Consider the following 19,896-nt stretch of genomic DNA (forward strand, 5'->3'; position numbering starts at 1 on the left):
AATGCGCAGCAAGCGCCGCCTGATCGCGGCGATCCTGATTGCGGTGATTTGCGCGCCCGGCACCTTTGTCCGAACCCCGGTCACATGGGCGCCGCCTGACCGCATCGAAGTCACGCAAATTCAGGGGTCGGGCGAAACCGGCACTCCGGGATGGAGCGTCGCGGGCGTGTGGCACTATCGCGGAGAGCGCAGCCTCCTGTTCGGCGGATATTCCGCTTTAATGCTGCCGACCGGCACGCGGTTTGTCAGCTTTTCCGATCGCGGCGGACGGTTCGGGTTTACTCGCCCCGATCTGCGCGGCGAAGAGTATGAAATCGCGCTTCAGCCGATAATCTCCGACCGGCAGGATGGACTGGTCGATATCGAGGCGGCGACCCGCGATCCGGCGAGCGGCACATACTGGCTGGCGTTTGAAAACGATCACGCCATCCATCGCTATTCCCCTGATCATGAGCCGACCGGCGCGGTGGACCTGGATGCCGAGGCGCTGGGCTGGAGCGACAATTCTGGGGCAGAGGGGATGGTCCGGCTGGATGACGGGCGGTTCATGATTTTGCCAGAAGGGGACCGGACTGGACTGATCTTTGCCTCAGATCCCGTCGCCGCGCCCGGCTACGAGACCTTTGCCTACCTTACCCCGGTAGAGGGGCACGGCGCCACCGATCTGGCGCAATTGCCCGATGGCAGAGTGCTGCTGCTGCTGCGCAACGTCGCTGTTGCGGGCGGCATGCCCCCGTTCGAGAGCAAGATTGCGATTGCACCCGCTCCGGCTGCCGGACAGGCGCAGGCCTGGGCTCCGCAAATTGCGCTGGATCTGACAGGCGTTATCCCGCGTGAAAATTATGAAGGGCTGGCTGTGCGCCCGGCGGCGAATGGTATGGTAGAGGTGTGGCTGATTGCGGATGACAATCTCGCCGCTATCCAGCGCACATTGGTGGTGAAACTGGTTTTCGATCCTGCTGCCGTGAAATAGCCGGCGCACACGCAAAAGGCGCGCAGAGCGGTTGCCCTGCGCGCCTTTTGGCAATTGAATTACAGTGTTAGCCTTAGGCGGCTTTGGCAGCCTTTTTCAGCTCACGCTTTACCTTGAGCGCGCGCGAGGACAATTTTTCGTCCTTGGTTTTAAGCAACCAGTTGTCCAGTCCGCCATTGTGCTCAACCGAACGCAGACCGTGGGTTGAAACACGGAACTTGAAACCGCGCTCAAGCTTTTCGCTAAGCAGCGTGACGTTCTGCAGGTTCGGCAGGAAGACGCGCTTTGTCTTGTTGTTGGCGTGGCTGACATTGTTGCCCACCTGGCGACCCTTGCCGGTCAGTTCGCAAATACGCGACATGATATCTCTCATCTGTTCACAGTTGGAGGCTGCCAGCGATTCGGCGGCCCAAAAATTCGGGTTATCCCGGAAAGCGGCGCGCATAGCCGGGCACTTGCGAATCGTCAAGCAAACTCGCCCAGCGCGGCGCGACCGGAATGTTTTATTCGACGCTCCAGTTGTGCTTGCCTATTGAAATGCTACAACTCTTTCAGTGCCCATCCAGCACCGGATCTAATTTAGGGGATGGATAATGAAAAAGATAACCACCGCCGCATTCGCCGCAGCAGCCACTTTTGCTCTCACGGCATGTGACGTGGACCAGACCGAAGAAATGGAACTGCCCGAAGTGGAAGTGTCCGAAGGCAACATGCCGGAATTCGACGTGGAGCCGGCTGATGTGGATGTTGACACCAACATCGAAGCGCCAACGCTCGACGTGGACGTCGATCAGGATGATGCCGAAGGCGAGCCAGTCACTGGCGACGAGTAAGCAGATAAAGTGGTGACGGGGCCGGTTACACGTTGGCCGGTCCCTGCACCGATGCTGCGCGCCCTTGATGCGGCGCGCGATGCGGCGGCGGCGGGCGAGGTGCCTGTCGGCGCCGCTGTCGTTTCGGGCGGCGAAGTGATCGCGGTGGCCGCCAATGCCACCCGCAATCCGCCCGATCCGACCGGCCATGCAGAGATACGCGCGCTGAGACTGGCGGCGGAAACGCTTGGCCAAGAACGCCTGACCGGCTGCGATCTGTATGTCACGCTGGAGCCGTGCGCCATGTGCGCAGGTGCGATCTCCCATGCGAGGATCGGACGGCTCTACTATGCCGCCAGCGATCCGAAAGGCGGCGCGGTGGAACACGGCGCGCGCGTGTTCGAGCAAGAACAATGCCTCCACCGTCCTGAGGTCTATTCGGGCATGGGAGAGGATGAGGCGGCAGAGTTGCTGCGCGAATTTTTCAAAGCGCGGCGATAAATGGAGGGGCATTCAGAATCGCGCATCAGATGGCTAAGCCGATTGATGACATGGGCCAGCTACAGTGCCGTCTTGCTCTTTGCAGTGCCGATCATTGTAAGCCTTGCAATTCCAGACACGGGCATTGTGCTTCTTTCGGTGCTTCTTCTGTTTATTGTCGGGCCAATCCTGGCTCTTCTCGCATTTGGCTTGGGTCTATATGCGGCAATCTCGGTGCGGTGCTTCGAGTGTGGCGACCGATTTTACTCGGCTATCACCCCTCTTTTTCCGATCAATTGGCCATTGAAGAACCACTGCGATTCATGCGGTGCAGAGGTTGATGTTTTTTAGCCGCCGAGCCAAGCAATCGCTTTATCCCGCTTGTCGAGATCGAACGCGCGGATTTCCGGTTTCAACAGCGCTCCCACCACACCTGCCATGCTGCCGATCCACTTCGGACCCCCGACAATCGCATATCGATCCAGCTTGCCGATCAAATCTAGCTTGCCGCTCGCCACGGCGCTGCTGAGCAGTGTGTCGGGATCGAAGCCATGCCAATGCTTGATGACGATCATCAGGCGCGAGCAATCGTCTTCCGCCATCCGTGCGCGCACCATTGCCACACCGCGTTCGGATTCTTCGCGATCGAGGCGGCCCGAAAGCTCGAATGCGGCAATTTCCGGTTTGCCGATATCAAGCTCGCGGAATGCGCCTGTGTGCGGACCCTCTGCTTCTTCCATGATCCATGCACGCGCCGCATCCGCCTCGTCATCGTCATAGACTTCGTAGGTTACACCCGGAAGCAAGGCGCTTTCCAGCCGCGAGGCGGTCCGTATCCAGTCATCATCGGATATGATTGCGATCCTCTCAAGGCCGTAGACCCACTTCATCAGGGTAGGGATATGCGCCAATTCGACCGAGACAGCGGACCATGTGAAACCCGCCATCGCGGTGAGGTCGGCAAGCAGATGGCCGCCGCCACCGGCCTCCTCGCGTGATTTTGCGAATTCGATAATTTTCTCGGCATCGGCCTGATGGAATTTCTCCATCACCACAATGAGGTGGGCATTCTCGGAGAGTTTTTCGATGTTGATCATGGTCCAAGGCTATCGGTGTCAAAGGCGGCGCGCATTGATATGTATCAAATTTCGCTCAAAGCCCCCGCCATATCTTCGCCCGCACACCATCGCGCGCGCCATAGCGGCGATCATCGCAGCGGGTGGGGCGAAAGCGCGCTCCGTAACATAGCCGGATCTCCTGCAGCCAGCCGCGCTCGTTCAGCTTCACGCCGACCTGCGCGGCGCTCCAGCCCGGATTGGCATCGGCAAAGGCCTTTCGGATGCGGCCTGCGGTCAGATCGTCTTCGCGGCTGATCCGATCGTAATCGGGGATGCGCAGGCTGTCCCACAAGATGCGCGTGACTTTGAAATAGGTTTCGGGGCGGCGGGTCATGCAGCCGCCGTGCTTTGCCCATTGGCGCGCTATCAGGCTGGCGGACGGCATCATGCACATATTGCGGCGCACCTCTCGCGGAGTAAGGACCTGGCGCGCCTGGCACCATTGCGGCCACCTGCCATTTGCGCCCTGCGGCCATAATCCGTGAACAACGAACCCGAACCGGCCATTGTCGCCCGAACACTGGACCTTGTGAGAGCGACTGTCCTGCCGCGGCTTGCAAAACTCCGGTGACCAGCTGAGCGCCATTGTATAGCCGGTCACCGGCATTTGGCGCGGGCGGCTGTTCGGGCTGACCTGCGGCACGCTGGAAACCTGCGGCGCGCGGCATTGATAAGCCTGCGCCTGCGCTAATGCAGGCACGGCAAGGGCGGCGAGCGCGATGAGAGCACTAAACGGTCTGAGCATGATTGCCCCTTGAGACGAACCATTGGCGGGAATCGGACGTAAACAGCAGCGCGATTGCGATAATCTGCAACACCGGTGCGGCAAGCTCCATCGGATCACTCTGCGCTGCATAAGGCAGGTAGGACGGGTTCGCGGCATAGGGCCACAGCCGCACCAGCCCAAAGAATACGACGATCCAGCGCGCGGCGGGACTTGCGATGAAGTAGATCCAGATGATTGGTATCAGCGCGATGGTGAAGAGGGAGAATTGCGCGACAATCGCCATATCGCGGCTGAGCATCACGCCTGCATAAAACCAGAACGTCGCTTGAACCGCCATTGGATCGAGCAAGCCTCTAACCAGCGCGATCACAGCTGCCAGCGCGCAAATCGCGGCAAACAGCTTTATGGAAAGAGGGCGCGGACCTTTTGCCGTCTTCAAAGCGGGGCTTTCATAGCGGTGTGAAATCCAGCCCGACATCGGCGGCGGGGGCGCTTTGCGTGAGCCTGCCGACCGAGCAGTAATCGACCCCGCTCGCAGCTTTTGCCTTGATCGTGTCGAGATTGATGCCGCCGCTGGCTTCGGTTGCGGTGCGCCCGGCCACCATTGCAACGGCCTGTTTCAGGACATCGGGCGGCATGTTGTCGAGCAACAGGTGGTGCGCGCCTGCCTCTATCGCCGGTTCGATCTGGTCGAGCCGGTCCACCTCGCAAATGATCGGCTTCACCCCGGCATCGCGTGCGCGGCGAACCGCTTCGCCAACGCTGCCTGCGACCGCGACGTGGTTATCCTTGATCATGGCGGCATCCCACAAGCCCATCCGGTGGTTCTGCGCCCCGCCCATCCGCACCGCGTATTTCTCCAGCACGCGCAGTCCGGGGAGTGTTTTGCGCGTGTCGAGCAGAGTGCAGTGCGCATTGTCCATCGCGTCCACATATTCGCGCGTCATCGCCGCGATACCGGACAGGTGCTGCACAATGTTGAGCGCACTGCGTTCTGCGGTGAGCAGCGCGCGGGCATTGCCTTTCAGCCGCATCAGGTCCGTGCCCGCCTTTACGGCGTCGCCGTCCTCGACCAGCGCCTCTATCTCGACCTCGGGATCAAGGTGGCGAAAAAATGCCTCGGCCAGCGGCAGGCCGGCGACCACCACGGGATCGCGGCTGTCCATCACGCCGGCAAAGCGCGCGTCTGCCGGAATGACGCTATCGGAGGTCACATCCTTGCCCCCGCCGTCCAGCCCGACACCCAGATCCTCATCCAGAGTGTCGCGGATGAAGCGGGCGAGGTCGAAGCCGGGGAGCGTGAATGTCATAGACGCCATGTGGCCGGTTTTGGCCCGCGTCTCAAGCGCCGCGGCCTGCCAATCAGATGAAGCGCGCAACCACGTCGCGGTAGCTGCGGCTGACTTTCACTTCTGCGCCGGAATCCAGCACCAGAAAGCATTCGCCGTTGGTGTGCGGTTTTACCTGACGGACCTGATCGAGATTGACGATGGTCGAGCGGTGGACGCGCTGGAATTTGCGCGGGTCCAACCTGCGCTCAAGGTCTTTCATCGTCTCGCGCAGGATCAGCGAATTGTCGCCGGTATAGATGCACATGTAATCGCCCGCGGCCTCAATATGCTCGATCGATTCGACCTCCACCCGGAAGATTTTGCCGCGATCTTTTACATTGATGAGCTTTTCAAACCGTTCGGCCCCCGTTTCGCCGGTATCGCCGAAATCGGCGGCACGATCCGGCGCCACTTCGGCGAGCACGTCGAGCAATTGGTCGGCATCTTCGGCGGATTTCTTCTCCGCGATGCGCATGCGCACCCGTTCTATCGTGTCAGCCAGCTTGTCCTCGTCCACCGGTTTCATCAGGTAATTGACGGCATTTGCCTCAAACGCGCGGATTGCGTGCTCCTCGAATGCGGTGACGAAGACAAACAGCGGCGGTTCGATCTCCATCACGCCTTTGACGACAGAAAACCCGTCGAAACCGGGCATCTGGATGTCGAGGAAAACGAGGTCGGGCTTTTCAGTCTTGATCTTGCGGATCGCTTCGCGGCCGTTTGAGCAGGTGTCGATAATCTCGACATCCTCGAACGGTTCGAGCCGGACCTGCAGGCCCTGAATGGCGAGTTTTTCATCATCGACCAGGATTGTGCGAATTGTCATTTGGATGATCCAATGGCGCGTTGGGGGTTAAGGGTGATGACATTGTGCGCAGCCGTTTCGGGGGCGGCTGCATCGGGGGTGTCATCGTCTGATTTTGAATCTGAACCGGAGGTGTCTTCGGGTTCGTCAGCCTGCACCGGGTCATAAGGTATTTCTATCAATACCTTAAACCCGCCGCCCGGCTCTGATCGGGTCTCAAACAGGTGTTTGTCACCGTAAGCCTGCGTCAAACGGTTGCGTATATTCGCCAGACCGACCCCGGTGGATACAGGCCGGCCATCAATCGGCAGGCCATTTGGATCGAACAGCGCGTTATCCATCGATGGATCGATGCCAAGGTCGAGGCCGGGGCCGCTATCCTCAACGCTCATGCGAAGGCGTCCGCCCACCACGCGGGCGACGACAGAAATCCGCGCGCCTTCTTCCTGCGGGCTGACCGCGTATTTGATTGCGTTTTCGACCAGCGGTTGCAGCAGCATCGAGGGAAGGCAGGCGTTCATCGCCCTATCCTCTATATCGAAATGAGTGCGCAGCCGTTCTTCAAACCGCATCCGTTCAATATCAAGGTAGAGGCCAAGTGTCTCGACCTCCTGATCCAGCGTAACCTGGCTCCCCGGCTGGGCAATCAGCGTGTGGCGTAAAAAGCTCGAAAGGCGCGTCAGCATCGCATTGGCAGGCTCTGTCTGTTTCAGCAGGACCAGCGTGCTGATTGAATTCAACGTGTTAAACAGGAAATGCGGGTTGAGCTGATACCGCAGCATCGCAAGCTGCGCAGCGGTTGTCTGCGCCTCCAGCCGCTCAAGCCGGTCCGCCTGCTGCTCTGCCGTCAGGAAAAAATTGATCGCGTAATACAGCGCGCTCCAACCGCCCAGCAATGTCAGCGGAATGTATGACAGGCCGATCAGGCGCTGCGCAAAACTGGTTTCGCTTGCAATGCCGTAATAAATGCCCTGCACCCACGCATCGATGGAGGCATAGACGATGACCGAGCCGATCAGCACGACGGCGGTCATGCCCCAGGTTACAATCGGCTGGCGGTCGATCAGCTGGCGGTAAATGACCGACAGGACGAGCGTTATCGAAAATCCGGTAATCGTGGTCACGAGGATCATGGCGAGCAGATCAAGCGGCTGCCCATTGGCGAGCGCCGACACCGCGCGCAGCAGAAATGCGCCGCCCCAACCGGCGAGCTGGAGGTTCCAGAACGCGCGGTTCTTGCTCGCGAAAAACGGCGTTGGCTGGATTGGAAGCACGGCCATGGGGAGCGTGTTAGCCGATTTTGCCGCGCACTGCAGGAAGTTTTCGAAACTATCGGCGCATAGGCGAACCGCTTTGGCGCAGAACCCCAGGAAATTTCCCGTTGTTACAATCCCTCGGACGGATCGATCTGGCGCTGGAAATGGACCGACCAGTCGGCTGCGTTTTCGCGCTCCATCAGCTGGCGTATCAGGGGAAGCTGCGCGCGCACGCTATCAGCGCGGTCCTGCCATTTGTCATGCGACCCGCCAAAGAACAGCACCGCGCCGCTGACGGGCCGGTATTGCTCCATGAACGTCGCGGCCGCTTCTGGGTCGTATCCGGCATTGGCAAGCAGCCACGGCATCAGCCGGTCGGCCTCGCGCTCCGTCGCGCGCACATTGCGGCGCTTGCGGCCGTTGCGATCAAGCCATTCGCGGTGGCGCAGAAGGTTGTGCGCCAATTCGTGCGCGACGCCGGCGGCAAAGGCATCCAGCGAATAATCAAATCCATCGAAGCCTGCGCCGATCACGACCCGCTGCCCATCGGCGACGGCCCTGCTATTTCGTGCGGCGAGTTCAAACCGGGTGGCGCAGGCCATGTCAGGGTCCAGAGTAACCATTTCACCGTTGGCGAAAGTCACCGATAGTTTGCGGGTCCGGGCGAGTTCGCTGTCCATCCAGTCATGCGCGCGTTTTAACCGCCGCCAGTCGCGCCGGTCCCGCGCTTCCCAAAGATTAAGGTCCACGCCGCTGATCTGCGTTATCTCGCGGTTGACGGGGAAAGCGCCTGAGGCGGCGGCTGGCGATCCGCTCGCCGCGGTTTGCACTGCGAAACTCCCGGTCATTCCCAACGCGGCGCGGGCGATATCGGGTTTTGCGTAGCTGGCGAGATCCTGCAATTGCAGCCCTGTCGCCGGTATCGCATTTTCGCAAAATGCGGCATTCCCCGTGGCAAGGCGCCAGCCTGCATCCTGCAATTTCTGGTCCATCGTCTGAAACTGCGCAATCGCCGCCCGTTCCTTGGCAAGATTGACCTCGTCATATGCATCGTTGGTTGATGCCGCAGCGGGCGCGCCGCAGCATATTGCGAGCGCGGCGACTTTCGCAAAGAAACGTCCTCGCAAACTGTCTTTGCGCATCAACCGCCGATTGCCGGACCGGCCCGATCCAGCGCCTCTTTCATCTGGTCAAAGCCGACATAGCCGTTGATCGGGATATCCCCGGCAAGCCAGCCGGGCGTTCCTGTAAAGCCGAGCGCCTGCGCCAGTGAAGCGTTGCGCTCAAGCTCTGCGGTGATTGCATTCGATACCGCGTCACGTTTGGCACGATCGACATCCATGCCGATGCTTTGCGCGACTTGTTCGGCTGTTTGTGCGTTGGCCGGGCCCATTCTGAACATTGCTGCGTGAAACTCGCTGTATTTGCCCTGCATCGCCGCGGCGAGCGCCATCCGCGAAGCTGCCTCGCTGCCATCGAATTGCGGCATTTCGCGCAGCACCACTTTAAGGTCGGGATCCTCTGCAATCAGCCGGGTGACATCGGGCAGGCTCGCTTCGCAATATCCGCAATTGTAATCGGTGAATTCAACCAGCACCTTCGACCCGTCGGGATTGCCCATCACGGCGCCGGGAAAAGGGGTGTAAGCCTCCGTGCCGACATCAGCCAGCCGTTCGCGCGCCTGCTTTGTTTGCAGGGCGGTGACCATCTCTTCGAGGATTTCGGGATTTTCCATCATGTAGGCGCGCGTCCGGTCGTCGGCGAGGCCGGATAACGACCACGCCGCTGCACCCGCAAAACCAAAGATCAGCGCAAGCAGCGAAACCAGCAGGGTGGTGCGGAAAGAAATAGCCATGCGTCGGGGTCCGTAGTTCAGGTGCGTTTGCGCCGGTATTAGCGCGCGTCGCGCAAACGTTCCAGTTCGCTGCGCGCTTGCAATGCGACGTCCTGCGCGCGGATCCAGTCTGGCGATCCAACGGGAAGCCCCGCCTCTGCCGCCTGCGCATTGCGCAGCGCCTCTGGGTACTGGCGGTTCATCACCTGCTGTTCCGCGCTGGCGAGCCGTGCGCGCGGCATATCACCGCGTGCGGCATAGACCACGCCCAGCTGATACCATGCGAACGGATTGTAACGGTCCTTTGCCACGGCTGCGCGCAGCACGCGTTCCGCCTCGGCATAGTTTGCCTTGTCCTCTGTCGCGATCAGCGCGTGCCCGAACATGCCTGCGATCAGCGGCTGGTTGCGCGTCATCTCGGTCGCGCGGCGCAGCGGCTCCAGCGCCTCTGCCGGTCTGCCCGATTCGAGCAAGATCTGGCCGTCGAGTTCGAGGAAATAAGGATTGTCCGGCTCCTGCGCGAGCAGGCTTTGCGTTTCGGCCAGAGCTTTTTCGACCTGCGCGTCCTTGTGATAGGCATAGGCGCGGGCATAGCGCGCGGGCACGCTGGCGTCGCTTTCCGGGTAGATGTTGAACGTGCGTTTCGGCTCGGCAAGGTAGCCATACAGCTTGGCCCGCACCCGCAGAAACCGGTCCTGAAGTTCGGCATCAACGGGCGCGTCCCATGCGGGGTCTTGCCGGTAAAGGTCGCGAAGAACCTGAATGCGGTCACCGGAAAGCGGGTGGGTGCGCGTGTAGGCTGCATCGTCGGCCTGGCTGTAACCGGCGCGAATTTCCAGGTTCCGCAGGCGTTCGAAAAACTTGATCGATCCGCGCCCGGAAATGCCCGCGCCCGAAAGATACCGCGCGCCTGCAAGGTCGGTGGATGCTTCCTGATTGCGATTAAAGGCAAGGAAGCTGCCCATAGCCGCCTGTTGCCCCGCCATCATTGCGCCTAGCGCCGCGTCGCCTGCTCCGGCCAGTGCAGCCCCGACACCGAGGATCAGCGAAAGGATCGAAATGCCCTGTGCAGTGCGCACCCGTTCTTCAAAACGGACGACATGTCCGGCGGTGATGTGCCCCAGTTCGTGCGCGATTACGCCTTGCACTTCATTGGCGTTTTCTGCGGCGTTGATCAGCCCGGCATGGACATAAACCACCTGTCCGCCCGCCACGAAGGCATTGATCGACGGATCGTTGATCAGCACGATCTCGACATTTCCCGGCTCCAGTTCGGATGCCTCAATCAGCGGCGCTGCCATATCCTGCAGCAATTGTTCCGTTTCCGCATCGCGCAGGATCGACTGCGCGGCGAGCGGGCCTGCCGCCATCATGAAACTGGCCATGAGGGCCAGTGCATAAGCGGCCAGGCGCAATGCCTGCGCTGTTCGGTCGGGGATGGGCAGAGCGGTCATGCCGCCAGTGCTAGCGGGTTTCGTCCTGAACGGGAACTGAAACTGCCGCGCGCGATGCGGCGGATTTTGCAAATTGCGCGATCCGGTCAGCAACATCGCGGCGCGAACGCCACGGCGCGGCGAGCGAGATCAGCGGGTCGTTATGCTCCATATTCGGGTAGAAATGCGCATCGGCGGGCGTGCCTGCCTGCGACAATTCCGTTTTCAGCAGCCGTGAATTGCGCGGATAAACCAGCGTGTCTTTCTCACCGTGCAATAACAGAGTCGGCGGCGCGTCGCTGCGGATATGGGCCAGCGGCTGCGTCGCTTCCGGGTTGGCCGCTTCTCCAAAAGCGTCGATGGTCGATTCGCTGTCGAACGGGTAGAAATCGTATGGTCCCGAAAGCCCAGCAACGCCTGCGATATCGTCTTTCGACAGTCCCTGTGATGAAAGCCAGCGATCTTCCAGCGATGCCATCACGACATTGTATGCCCCTGCCGAATGACCAGCGATTACGATTCGGTCGGGATCGCCGCCATATTGCGCGATTTCGCGGTGGGTCCATCCGATCGCGCGCGCCGTGTCTTCGAGCATGGCCGGATAGGCGCCGGCTTCACCAAGGCGGTAACCGCCGAGTACAACGACGAACCCCTCTGGTACAAATGCTCGCCCGACAAAGCCGTAATCCTCCGGGTCGCCGGACCGCCAGCTGCCGCCATGCACAAACAGCAGCACGGGCAGCGGCCCTGTCGCAGCTGCGCTATCGTCGCGGCCCCAGACCACAAGCTTTTGCTGGGGGTGATCCCCGGTCGAAACGACCGCTTTCTGCTCGGCCTCGCGCGCGCCGCCTGTAACGCGGTCAACGACGCTCAACACCGCAGGGCCATTGCGCTGGATCGCAAATTGCAGCGCGCCGCCCGCACCTGCCAGAACGATCAGGATTGTCGCGATTGTCCAGACCATTACGCGCCGCCTCTTTCCAGTTTTGACCGTGCTCATCGGGCGGCTTTTGCATCCTCGGCGACGGGCGGTTTGGTACCTTCGCTCGCGGTTTCTACCAGCGTTTTGAGCGGGGCGTCCAGTTCAAGGCCGGCACCGGACAGAAATTCATGCGCCGTGCTGTAATTTTCGCCCATCCAGAGCGGGACGCCGGCTTTCTCAATGCCCGTCTTTGCCGAGATTTCTTTCTCGCTCAAGGCTTCGCCTGCCGCCTGCCGGATGAAAATCGCCGCGATGCGGTCAGGCGATTTGGCCGCAACCGCTCCGAACGCGACGAGGTCTTTCTGTGTATCATCGCCGACCAAGACAAAGCGCAGGTGCGGATAGGTCGCAAGAATGCGCTCGATCGCGTCCTGTTTGTGCGATCCGTGCCCCTTTGATCCCAATGTCTTGCGGTTAAAGCCCCAGTCGCGCAGCATAACCGGACCAAGCGGCATTTCGCGGTCCAGTTTGTAGGCGACGAGATAGGCAAATAGGTTCCACGGACTGGACGACACATAGAATACAGGTCGGGGCCGGGCCTGCGGGACTGATGCAGCACGCGGTGAGCCGTCTCTGCCATACGCGATCGGTTGGCCGCCCAGTGCTTCGTAAAATCCGTGCGCGCCGGGCACCGCCGAACGTTGGCCCGGCATCTGGATCATCACTCGTTTCCAATTGCGCAGGATAGCCCGCGCAGATCCGGTGATACCCGTTTCAAGAATTGTGTCGTCAATATCCGAAATAACGCCGATGCCAGCCTCGCGCCCCGGTGCAAGCACGAAAGCCTCGGTCTCGCCTGCGGGAATGGTCGCGCCCTGTGCACTCCAGGAAAGGCGCGCCCGGTCCCAACCGGATTGCAGCGGAAGGTCCTGCTTATCATCAAAATAGATGTCGAAATGGGCGAAACCTTCGGCATTGGTGACCGCATTGCGGCGGATCACATCGCCGCTGCCAGTTTCAAACTCGAGATCGATTTCCAGCCCTTCAACCTCGTGCGAGGCGTATTGGCCCAGCATCGTTCTGAAGGATTTAAGCGCGCCGCTTTCGTTGAAAGCCGGCTCTTTACCGCGAAGCGCACGCACCGGTAGGAAAAGGGTTTCAGCATTGCGGTAGCCGTAAAACGGCTGGACCAGCAGCGGCCTGCGATACTTGAAGATGCCAAACATGCGCCAACTGCCGCACGTTTGCAGTCAATTGTTTAACCGACCAGTTTTTTGGCCGCGCGCTCAATCAACCGGATATCCTCGTCGATTTCACCCACCACTGACAGACCGCCATTGCCGTCACGGCGAACCATCACGAGTGAGAATTCGGGGCCGTCACGCGAGATAGCCTCAAGCGTGAGTTCTTGCAGTTCGCGCAGTTTTTCAGCCAATGCGCGGCGGATTTCATCCTCCGGCTCGACTGTTTTGCCGGTTTCCTCGCGCCGCATACGGCGTTCGGATGCGACCATGCCTTTCAGCCCACCTTCGGTTTTTTCAAGGAACGCAGCGAGCGTTCCTCGCGCGAGTTCAAGGCGGTGGGCGTGGGCCAAAACGGCCGCATATTCGGTCAGGCGGGTTTTGTCGTAATCGCTGCCGAATACCAGTTTGACCACCGGGGTCATCGGCGCGCGGTCCTGATAGGTCAGACCGTTTTCCTCGATGAGCTCGCGGTATTCCTGCGGTGCGCCCTTTGCCGCGAGCGAAAAGTCGTAGGCGCGGCCAACTGCTGCATAGAGCGCAGTGCGGCTGCGGTCTTCGCTGATCCGGGCTTCGTTCGCGAGTTCGCGGGCCGAGGCAAGGAAATCGTGCAGACCTGCATCTTCGCCAAGCTGGCTGTCGGAATGCTCGACCATGGCTGGCTGCGGAGCGGACGGTTCCGGCGGGGTCAGCTGAATGATCGGTGTTTCGGGGCTGCCCTCATCGATGTGATTTTCACCGGCGTCGCTATCCTCGGCGTCGCCTTCACAAACTCCATCGCCGGCTGCATCGGTTGCATCAGCCACGCTTTCGGTTTCATGAGAGGTTTCAGGAGCAATCTGCGCCCGAATCTCGTCCCAATCCGCTTCGGCACTTTCGTCACTGTCGGCTGGCTCAGCATCGCTGCGCCAGTCATGCTCGCTTACAGGCTGCGAATCGACTGGATCGAGAACGTCGTCGGGTTCTTCGATGACAGGGTCCTCGTCGGCGTTCTCGACCTGATAGTCAGCAGGATCGAATTCTTCCGCGTCCAGATCGATTGCCTTTTTCGTCGGCGTTTCGATGAAATCTGTCAGCGAGGCAAAGCTGTATCCAGCGCCGGTATCGTCCTCTTCCTCGTCTTCGGGATCGTCGAGGCCGTATTGGCCAAAATCAGGCATTGGCAGATCGCTGTCATCGGCCGATCCGCCGAAGATCCCGCCAAGCGACGCGACATTATCGTCATTTGAGTTCTCCTCAAACTCCGCCTCCACCTCAAGGTCGAGAATGGCGCCTTCGGTGTCAGCCGCTTCTTCGATGTGATCCGCATCTTCGATATCGGAGAGCAATTCCGCAGCGTCTTCGCCTGTTTCTGCCGCCGGAGCATCCGCCCAATCGGTGACGGGATCGCTGTGGTGTTTGTGCGGTTCGTCTTCGGCGATATCAGCATCGTCTTCGCCGTCGAGCGCTTGGTCGATTTCCAGCAAAAGCTCGTCTGCCGTAACCTGATCAGCGATCTCTTTCCAGTTGATGACGCCGTAAATGAAATCGATGGTTTCATCATCGCTGGAAAACGGCAGCAAGATGCCGCGATACATGATCGAAGCGCCGCGTTGGTTGACGAACTCTGCCTCAAATCCAATCGGTGCCTGATTGGCGAGGATCTGCATGTAGTGGTCAGTAATACGGCTCAGCAGCGATCGCGGCGGAACATCGGAAAGCTGCGCGATGTGGCCTTGTGCGCCGCATTCCTCGGCCAGCTCTCCGCCCAGATACTGCACGGCCGGGTCTTCGATGCCGCCCGAAAAATCGAGCAGCACGCTGTTGGGGCCGAAATCGGGGAGATTATGCGGTTCAAGGTCTTCGATTGACGGGAAGGAACGGTCGCCCAGCAGGCTGGCCCAGTGATTGTAGGCACGAACCTGCATCCGGCGTTCATCCTGACCGATAGCCTCGGGCGGGAGATCGCGTACGACTTCGTCTTCGTCTTCGTGGGCGTCCCAGCCCTGGCTATCGCTTGCCAGGTCGCCGGATTCAAAAGTGCCCCGCAGATTGTCCATTACCACATCCGTCCCTTGTTAAACGGTTACAGGCCCGGTTCTGGACATGCGTGGTAAACATTGCGTTAAGTCATCTGTGAAAACTGACCGCTTTTTCGAGGCTAGCGACTGGACCTACGCCGTCGCCTTACAGAAAATATCGCATTGTGATTGCGAGGTTTTGCGCTGTTCCATCGTGGTCGAACACTGCGTCTTCGAACTTGGGCGGGCCCATGCTCACCTTTGCATCGCGAGAAAAGCCGTACCCTTCTTTCGGCATCATGCCGAGCGCGCGGTCCGCCTTGCCGTTGTCGTTTTCATCATGCAGCAGCGCGATGGCATAGCTGCCCGGTTCAACACCTGTGAAACGGATGGTCACGTTTTCGCCTGCGGGCACCACCGTGCGGTGCGATGCGGGGTCTTTGATGCAGCGGGGAAAGATATCCTCTTTAGTCGTCATGCAAGCACGCACCACCCCATCGCTGGAGCGTAGATCGGTGACGGTGATCGTCACTTCGCCAGCGGCGGCCGGCGCTGCCATCGCGGTCAACGCCGCCGCGCCTAAAAGGATGACTGCGCGCATCAGGCCTGCACCTTTGCCTTTTTGCTGGAAGGGCTGGCACGCGCGCCCTCTTTCATACGCTGCGACAGCCCGCGATCGGTCCCGCAAACCCGATCCCAGAAACGAAAATAAAGGCCGAAATTGCATCGGTACTCCTCGTGGTGTTTCTCGTGATGACTTGCTGTTATCAGCCAGCTTCCCAACCGGGAATGAACGAGCGTGCGCGGAAACATCTCCCAGCCCATGTGATTGGTCACGCCCATAATGGTCGCCGCGCTCAGCACAATGCCAAGCATCGCGATATGGATCGGAACAACGAAAACCAGCAGCGGGATGAGCAGCGCGCCGGTAAGCGATTCAATCGGGTGAAAGCTCATCGCTGTCCATGCTGTGGGCGGGCGGCTTTTATGATGGACCGCGTGCATGATGCGAAACAGCAGTTTGTTGTGCATCGCGCGGTGGCTCCAGTAAAACCACGTGTCCTGCGCAAACAGATAGAGCAGCACCGACAGCGGCAGATACCACAGCGGATAATCATCAAATCCGGTGTAAAGCTGCGTCCAGCCCAGATGGTTCCACGCCCACAGCGCCATGCCAGCCGGTGTCCCGTAAATCAGCGCTGCGATCAGCGACCAGCGGATCTCCCGCCCGATCTGCGCGCCGCGCCCATCGTAAAGGCCTGGCCGCATCTTTTGTGTGAGGACAGCGAACAGTCCGCTCGCCGCGAAATAACGCGCAGCAACAAAGACAGAGGTCACCGCGCTTACAATCAGCAGTGCTAGCAGGACGGGCATGTCAGCGGGAAGCATGACAGCAACCTATGCCGCAAATGCGGTGCGCGATAGACCCAATCGGGATGCAGCGGTTTGTTTGTTATCCCGCGTTGCCGGGATCGCTGCAATGCGGGTCGATCAGCGCGGTGCTGCGCCGCATGGCTATGCGCGCCAGCCGCTCCACCTGAACTTTCCGGCGAGCAGCGGCCAGCGGATCAAGCGGTGCGTGGCGCAAAATCTCCGCATCGTAACCATCAGCGACAATCACACCGCAATCATCCGGATGATAGCCGTCACTTTCCAGCGGGCTACGGTCCAGTCCCGGGGGCACGCCCCAATAGAACCGGTCGCAAAAATCGAGGTAATCGGGCCACTTGGAATCGCCAAGTAAATCGCCGCGCGCCACCTTGATCTCGACAATTACGACCAGACCTTTTGCATCGATACCCATCAGATCGGCACGGCGACCATTTTTCAGCGGGACTTCGGAAAGGCACCAGATATCATTGCGCGCAAACAGGCGCATGATACCGCGCGCTACATCCTTCGCGGTGGCGGGCGAATCAATCGTATCGGGTGTTGAAAAATCCATGCCCCTTGCTGGAACATAGAGCGAACACAGTCAAGCCGCTGTGGCAGGTTCCCGCGCACCGACAGTCGCCCACACGGCTTCGCGCGCAAAATGAAATTCCCGCCACAATGCCAGCGCTGGTGCGGCTGCATCCTGCCCGCGCGCGACGATCGTTTTTAGCGCGGTAAGGCCCGGCTGCATCATGGCGTCGATATCCTCGATACCCTGCCATACTGCCTCACGCTGCCATTGATGAGCTTTGGCAAGTGCGTCCTCGAATGTGGCGGCATCCGTTACAGCGTTATCCGGCGCGAGCCCTGCATGATGCGCAAGTTCTGCCGCCGATGCGTGCAGCTCGTCCCATCTTTTCGCAAGCGCGGCAACCGGACGGGCGGCCTGCTGGACGGTATCGCGCATGGCGCGGATCTGCTGCGGAGGAAATGCTGACATGAGAATGTAAATACTCACCGAGGCCTTGCCGAAAGGTTAAACCGCGCCAAGGCACCGTGCGAGGCCAACACGATAATTTGGTGGCGCTCATCGCAGCCCCTTGCTAAGCGGCGCGCCCGATGCGATTGCGCATTGTTGCAAGCACCCGTAGCTCAGCTGGATAGAGCGCTGCCCTCCGAAGGCAGGTGTCAAGCCGGTTTTAGCGAATTGTTTTGAAGGAAAAGTTCAGAGTTTCAGTCGCTTAAGTGACTGCGCAGGATTGGGTTCACATTGCAATTCTTTCCGCGTAAGCATCGCGTAAGCACAAAGCACCCGTAGCTCAGCTGGATAGAGCGTCGCCCTCCGAAGGCGAAGGCCACTGGTTCGAATCCAGTCGGGTGCACCATTTTCCAAAATTATGTCTGAAACGGTCCGATGGCGGACGGACGGAAACTCGACGCATGCGTTGCGAAAGCGCGCATATCCGCCGCGTACGGTGTGCACGAAGTTGTTCCCCATATATACATGGTTTGATCCACCACCACCCCGACCGTTCAATGAAAGCAAAGGCACTGGTTTCACGCGGATTTCCTAGCCCAAACCGGGCTTGAAGGGAAGAGGTGCGAATGCAAGTTTGTTCTCACTGGAGGTCAGTTTGGTAACAAATAGCCATTTCGGAAAGCCAAACTGCTCATAACTTTCGTCGTCCAATCCTGCCCCGAACAGAGTACTGTCCTGCGGAACTCTACGGGCATTGATCGTATCTTTGCGAACAAGGAAAAGGGGGCAGGAACCGTTCCCGTTCCCTGCCCTGATCCCACAGTCAGAACTCGCCCGACTTTGCCCCATGGACCGTATGAACGACACGGGCTGCCAGGTGCGCCGGAAGTGCATTGTAGTCGCCCTCGTCCATCGCGACATATCCGAGCTCCCGGTCCTCAACGATGTGCTGATCGAAGAAGCTGTGCTGCGCCCGGCGCTCTGCCACAACCAGTGCGGTAAAGTAGCGATCCGAGTTCGAATTGTGCTGAGCAAGTAAAACCATTGTATCCTCCTGATGCCTACCGTTGACGGCAGGAGCAGGACGGATGGGCTTACGGCTGGCGGGTCAGGGATCGCCCGCATGGGCGACCGTGAAGCGGCGGTAGGGGTAACGATTTTGTCGGATCGCAGCGCTGCGAAGGGAAGGCAAAATGGTAGGACCCTACCGTCCTTGACGCGCTGGTTAGACGCCCATCAAAATGGGAATACCGTGAGCCAGCCCCCCGTCGAATAGTTTGGATAACACAAGAAGGGGCGCTGTCCGGTCTGGACAGCGCCCCTCTGATGGGGATCGGTGATGCTCGGCGTCAGTCGATCTCGGGAGCATCCTTGTTGTCGTCGTTCTCGTCGCTCGAGCCATTGCCGCGGGAGAGGAAGTCGACCTTGTCGGCGAGGATCTCGGTGCCGTAGCGGGTGACCCCGTCCTTGTCCTCCCACTGGGTGTAGTGGATGCGGCCCTGGACGGAAACCAGCTGGCCCTTGGTGCAGTACTGCCCGACGGTCTTGGCGAGGCCGTTGAAGCAGGTCACCCGGTGGAACTCGCTTTCCTTGGCAGTGTAGCCGTTCTCATCCTTGTAGGTCTTGCCGTCCTTGTCCCGCGCGGGGCGATCGGTGACGACGGTGATGCCGGTAACGTTGGTGCCGCCCTTGGTCTCGCGGGTTTCCGGATCGCGGGCGATGCGGCCGGTGAGAATTGCAATATTGGTCATGGTGATATTCCTTCAGTTCCTCAAACCGGAGACCATCTCCGGCTTGCGAACAGCTGAAAGAAGCAGGGCATGGGAGGACTGCACCGCAGGAGCGAAGCTCCAAGGGGAACCTGTTCATGACGGGTGGTGCGGGCAGGCGCGCGAAGCGCGACAACACGGCCGTCAAAGGAACGGGTTGCGGCTCCTCAGCTGACCTGGTTCAGGACTGTTCGCGACAAAACCCGGATGGGTATCGGGTGCGGGTCTGAAGGCTCGCGTGACCTTGCGTTAATCAGCATTCGGTAGACCGGTTTGCAGAGCACTTAGTTGCCAGTCCTATGCCCAATGCCTTAGTTCCCGCACCAGCTCATCAAGGCGCAATGGCTTGGCAAGGTGTGACTGCATTCCCGCTTGAAGATATGCCGTAACATCTTCTGAGAACGCGTTTGCAGTAAGCGCAACGATCGGCAGCGCCTGTTCTCCAAAGCCCTCTGCTCGCAGTTCTTGCGCGCACTCAACACCGTTCATAACCGGCATCTCAATATCCATGAGAACGAGCTTGAACGGTCGCCCGGTTCGATCAGCCTTGGTAACGGCACTCACTGCTGCCGCACCATCGCTAACCAGTTCGAATTCAACCCCGATCTTTCTAAGCATGGCCGACACCATCGCCTGATTTACCGGGTGATCCTCTGCGACAAGAACCTTGCCATCGAAATCAAATGAATGCGCATCCGTTTCATCTGACACGGGATCACCGGCGGGTGCATCTGCAATTTTGAGCGGAACGCGCAATGTAAAAGTCGATCCCTTCCCCCTTTCGCTTTCGACAGCAAGTGATCCCTTCATCATTTCGGCGAGCGATCTAGAGATCGCCAGCC

At 59.7% G+C, this 19,896-nt stretch carries 23 protein-coding genes and 1 tRNA gene; 4 read left to right on the top strand and 20 right to left on the bottom strand.

The features are described 5' to 3' along the window. The first annotated feature begins 1 nt into the window (after position 1). Positions 2–973, top strand: a complete 972-nt coding sequence (locus ACGHU1_RS06455; RefSeq protein ID WP_390584759.1) for an esterase-like activity of phytase family protein — start codon at positions 2–4, stop codon at positions 971–973. A 73-nt stretch (positions 974–1,046) separates the two neighbouring features. On the opposite strand, the gene rpmB is transcribed toward ACGHU1_RS06455, so the two are convergent. Further along, positions 1,047–1,334 carry a 50S ribosomal protein L28 gene (gene rpmB / locus ACGHU1_RS06460; RefSeq protein WP_390584762.1) on the bottom strand — a complete coding sequence of 96 codons (288 nt, stop codon included), beginning with the start codon at positions 1,332–1,334 and terminating at the stop codon, positions 1,047–1,049. Between the two features lie 232 nt (positions 1,335–1,566). Here rpmB and ACGHU1_RS06465 point away from each other — a divergent pair, with 232 nt between their 5' ends. Further along, a complete protein-coding gene (locus ACGHU1_RS06465) occupies positions 1,567–1,806 on the top strand; it encodes a hypothetical protein (protein ID WP_390584764.1) in 240 nt (79 codons plus the stop codon). A 51-nt stretch (positions 1,807–1,857) separates the two neighbouring features. Beyond that, positions 1,858–2,286, top strand: a complete 429-nt coding sequence (locus ACGHU1_RS06470) for a nucleoside deaminase (protein WP_390584844.1) — start codon at positions 1,858–1,860, stop codon at positions 2,284–2,286. Positions 2,287–2,612: 326 nt separating this feature from the next. Here the strand turns inward: ACGHU1_RS06470 and ACGHU1_RS06475 are convergent, their stop codons facing one another. The 16 genes from ACGHU1_RS06475 to ACGHU1_RS06550 form a co-directional block, all read right to left on the bottom strand. Continuing rightward, positions 2,613–3,362: an STAS/SEC14 domain-containing protein gene (locus tag ACGHU1_RS06475; RefSeq protein ID WP_390584767.1), complete on the bottom strand. Its 750-nt coding sequence runs from the start codon at positions 3,360–3,362 to the stop codon at positions 2,613–2,615. A gap of 55 nt (positions 3,363–3,417) precedes the next feature. Continuing rightward, complete coding sequence (locus tag ACGHU1_RS06480; protein ID WP_390584770.1) at positions 3,418–4,128, bottom strand: ribonuclease T; 711 nt, start codon at positions 4,126–4,128, stop codon at positions 3,418–3,420. Then, positions 4,112–4,588, bottom strand: coding sequence for a hypothetical protein (locus tag ACGHU1_RS06485; RefSeq protein ID WP_390584848.1), 477 nt, complete (start codon positions 4,586–4,588; stop codon positions 4,112–4,114). Before ACGHU1_RS06485 ends, ACGHU1_RS06480 begins: the two co-directional genes overlap by 17 nt. Next, on the bottom strand, positions 4,560–5,420 hold the full coding sequence (gene nadC / locus ACGHU1_RS06490) for a carboxylating nicotinate-nucleotide diphosphorylase (protein ID WP_390584847.1): 861 nt from the start codon (positions 5,418–5,420) through the stop codon (positions 4,560–4,562). Before nadC ends, ACGHU1_RS06485 begins: the two co-directional genes overlap by 29 nt. 52 nt (positions 5,421–5,472) lie before the next feature. Further along, positions 5,473–6,267, bottom strand: a complete 795-nt coding sequence (locus tag ACGHU1_RS06495) for a LytR/AlgR family response regulator transcription factor (protein WP_390584772.1) — start codon at positions 6,265–6,267, stop codon at positions 5,473–5,475. Next, positions 6,264–7,526, bottom strand: a complete 1,263-nt coding sequence (locus ACGHU1_RS06500; protein WP_390584776.1) for a sensor histidine kinase — start codon at positions 7,524–7,526, stop codon at positions 6,264–6,266. Before ACGHU1_RS06500 ends, ACGHU1_RS06495 begins: the two co-directional genes overlap by 4 nt. Before the next feature lie 104 nt (positions 7,527–7,630). After that, complete coding sequence (locus tag ACGHU1_RS06505; protein ID WP_390584778.1) at positions 7,631–8,644, bottom strand: hypothetical protein; 1,014 nt, start codon at positions 8,642–8,644, stop codon at positions 7,631–7,633. Beyond that, the gene (locus ACGHU1_RS06510; RefSeq protein WP_390584780.1) at positions 8,644–9,357 is read right to left on the bottom strand and encodes a DsbA family protein; all 714 of its coding nucleotides are present in this window, start codon (positions 9,355–9,357) and stop codon (positions 8,644–8,646) included. Before ACGHU1_RS06510 ends, ACGHU1_RS06505 begins: the two co-directional genes overlap by 1 nt. Before the next feature lie 38 nt (positions 9,358–9,395). Next, positions 9,396–10,790: a M48 family metalloprotease gene (locus ACGHU1_RS06515; RefSeq protein ID WP_390584783.1), complete on the bottom strand. Its 1,395-nt coding sequence runs from the start codon at positions 10,788–10,790 to the stop codon at positions 9,396–9,398. 10 nt (positions 10,791–10,800) lie between these two features. Continuing rightward, positions 10,801–11,733: an alpha/beta hydrolase gene (locus ACGHU1_RS06520; protein WP_390584785.1), complete on the bottom strand. Its 933-nt coding sequence runs from the start codon at positions 11,731–11,733 to the stop codon at positions 10,801–10,803. Positions 11,734–11,765: 32 nt separating this feature from the next. Continuing rightward, entirely contained in the window at positions 11,766–12,917 is a 1,152-nt protein-coding gene (locus ACGHU1_RS06525) for a phosphatase domain-containing protein (protein ID WP_390584788.1), read from the bottom strand. Between the two features lie 32 nt (positions 12,918–12,949). Continuing rightward, entirely contained in the window at positions 12,950–14,971 is a 2,022-nt protein-coding gene (locus tag ACGHU1_RS06530; RefSeq protein ID WP_390584790.1) for a hypothetical protein, read from the bottom strand. Positions 14,972–15,098: 127 nt separating this feature from the next. Continuing rightward, positions 15,099–15,533 carry a DUF2141 domain-containing protein gene (locus ACGHU1_RS06535; protein WP_390584792.1) on the bottom strand — a complete coding sequence of 145 codons (435 nt, stop codon included), beginning with the start codon at positions 15,531–15,533 and terminating at the stop codon, positions 15,099–15,101. Next, a complete protein-coding gene (locus ACGHU1_RS06540) occupies positions 15,533–16,321 on the bottom strand; it encodes a sterol desaturase family protein (protein ID WP_390584794.1) in 789 nt (262 codons plus the stop codon). The genes ACGHU1_RS06535 and ACGHU1_RS06540 overlap by 1 nt, the downstream gene beginning before the upstream one ends. Positions 16,322–16,385: 64 nt before the next feature. Further along, positions 16,386–16,877, bottom strand: a complete 492-nt coding sequence (locus ACGHU1_RS06545; RefSeq protein ID WP_390584797.1) for an MmcB family DNA repair protein — start codon at positions 16,875–16,877, stop codon at positions 16,386–16,388. Positions 16,878–16,907: 30 nt separating this feature from the next. Then, entirely contained in the window at positions 16,908–17,306 is a 399-nt protein-coding gene (locus ACGHU1_RS06550; RefSeq protein ID WP_390584799.1) for a hypothetical protein, read from the bottom strand. Positions 17,307–17,614: 308 nt separating this feature from the next. On the opposite strand from ACGHU1_RS06550, the gene ACGHU1_RS06555 reads away from it, so the two are divergent. Next, a tRNA-Arg gene (locus ACGHU1_RS06555) sits at positions 17,615–17,691 on the top strand. A gap of 417 nt (positions 17,692–18,108) precedes the next feature. Here the strand turns inward: ACGHU1_RS06555 and ACGHU1_RS06560 are convergent. The 3 genes from ACGHU1_RS06560 to ACGHU1_RS06570 form a co-directional block, all read right to left on the bottom strand. Beyond that, complete coding sequence (locus tag ACGHU1_RS06560) at positions 18,109–18,330, bottom strand: hypothetical protein (protein WP_390584802.1); 222 nt, start codon at positions 18,328–18,330, stop codon at positions 18,109–18,111. A gap of 304 nt (positions 18,331–18,634) precedes the next feature. Further along, entirely contained in the window at positions 18,635–19,036 is a 402-nt protein-coding gene (locus tag ACGHU1_RS06565; protein ID WP_390584805.1) for a single-stranded DNA-binding protein, read from the bottom strand. A 315-nt stretch (positions 19,037–19,351) separates the two neighbouring features. Beyond that, positions 19,352–19,896 (bottom strand): response regulator (locus ACGHU1_RS06570; protein WP_390584807.1); only part of this gene is annotated, 545 nt, incomplete at its 5' end.

Origin of the sequence: Erythrobacter sp. MTPC3 (assembly GCF_042854385.1) — a bacterium.
Classification (GTDB): Bacteria; Pseudomonadota; Alphaproteobacteria; order Sphingomonadales; family Sphingomonadaceae; genus Erythrobacter.